The sequence below is a fragment of the Flavobacterium xanthum genome (genome assembly GCF_900142695.1).
Lineage (GTDB): Bacteria > Bacteroidota > Bacteroidia > Flavobacteriales > Flavobacteriaceae > Flavobacterium > Flavobacterium xanthum.
Genome location: NZ_FRBU01000093.1, coordinates 1 through 1,509, shown reverse-complemented (window position 1 = coordinate 1,509; position 1,509 = coordinate 1). Strand labels below are relative to the sequence as shown.

The window sequence follows — 1,509 nt, the reverse complement described above, 5'->3', positions numbered from 1 at the left end:
CTCTTCTTGTTCTTGACATAATTCTGCTAATTTAAGGTTTTTAATCCTATCTTAAATTCACACAAAAAGTTGTACGTTTTTTGGGGAGCAGCATATACCGAAATGTCCTTCTTCATGGTAACATTTTAATGAATGGAGAAGTAAAACGAACCAGTGAAGAGATAGACGACCACATGATGTATATAAGTGCTAAATTATATACATTATTGAGCAAGTTAATTTTAAAAATGTGCGGTTATGAAGGTTACGTTATTAATTATTCAAAATTCTATGAAAGAAATTCTATAAAAACTACCGAAGAGTACTTTAATGAAATATGACTTTTTAAACAAAAAATCATTATTTCATTGATTTTGGGGTATCACACTATCAATTACATAAACGTTCTGTAGGTCTCACTCCAGTCATTCTCTTTGCTTCGTTTGGCTACTATAGCCGGATGCTTTTAACAGTAAGGTGTAAACGAAATTTGTTTTTCGGCATCCCTACCCTGCGCATGCACTTCACAGCCAATAAAAAAATAGCCCCTTAAAAATAAGAAGCTGTTTTTTTACACTGTTCCGTTCCTCAGCTCCACACGTTCATTCCTTGCATTTGGTCAGGCTTTAATCAACTGGATAAAGCTTCATTTCGTTACGCTCCATTCCTACGCTCCACTCTATTCCAGCCCTATCCAGTTGATAGCCTTCCTTTTTATAATATGAGCTGATACTCAAATAATTTGTCTATTATCCTTTTACGTGAAGTACAACATTCACTCACGGTTACATTTTGCTAAAAACAAACAGAACTCTTTCAATGACTCTACCTCTTTTTCTTTTTAACTGGAAATACGAATGACGTTTCTCCATTTTCATTCATAACGATGAAGGCGTCAAATTTCTTTCCAGATTTACTAATCATTCCTTTTAAGAGGCTTGTTTTGCCTTTAGTAATCAATGCTTCCAAATCCACAAGGCTTAGCTGTACGCCACATATATTGCGAAACTGAACCCAATTACAATTTACATCCTTGCATTTTACCAACTTATCCCGAATCGCTAACTTCTGAACTTTACATCTTGGACAAGTTAGTTCTGGTTGCTTTTCGACTTCAATAGATAAAGCAAGTAGTTCTTGTGTTATAGTTGTTGTAAAGTATCCACCCGAGCAACTACATATTGTTTAGTTCAATAAGATTAATGATAGGAGCGTAATTTTACAATGGTTTAGATTCCGCTAGCTGCTTGTAATTGTGGGGATACAGGTCTTTAATATTCTTGTGGTTTATAGATTGGATATTCTCAAGGGTATATTTTAGCCACTCAAAAGGATTTACGTTATGCTTTTTGCAGTTAGAAAAAAAGGTATAGGCCATAGCCGCTCTTTGAGCAGCATCGTGCGATCCGGCAAAAAGATAATTCTTTCTACCCAGGGCCACTGGTCTGATTGCATTTTCCACCAGATTATTATCTATTTGCAAGTTACCATCTAATAGGTATGCCGATAAATTATCCCATCTTGTTTGAG

General features: G+C 35.3%; 2 protein-coding genes. Both read right to left on the bottom strand.

The window, feature by feature from the left end:
* Nucleotides 1–804: 804 nt before the first annotated feature.
* Nucleotides 805–1,026: a topoisomerase C-terminal repeat-containing protein gene (locus tag BUC11_RS17260; protein WP_262487745.1), complete on the bottom strand. Its 222-nt coding sequence runs from the start codon at nucleotides 1,024–1,026 to the stop codon at nucleotides 805–807.
* A gap of 172 nt (nucleotides 1,027–1,198) precedes the next feature.
* The coding region (locus tag BUC11_RS16505) for an IS66 family transposase (protein ID WP_139259424.1) at nucleotides 1,199–1,509 on the bottom strand (311 nt) is incomplete at its 5' end.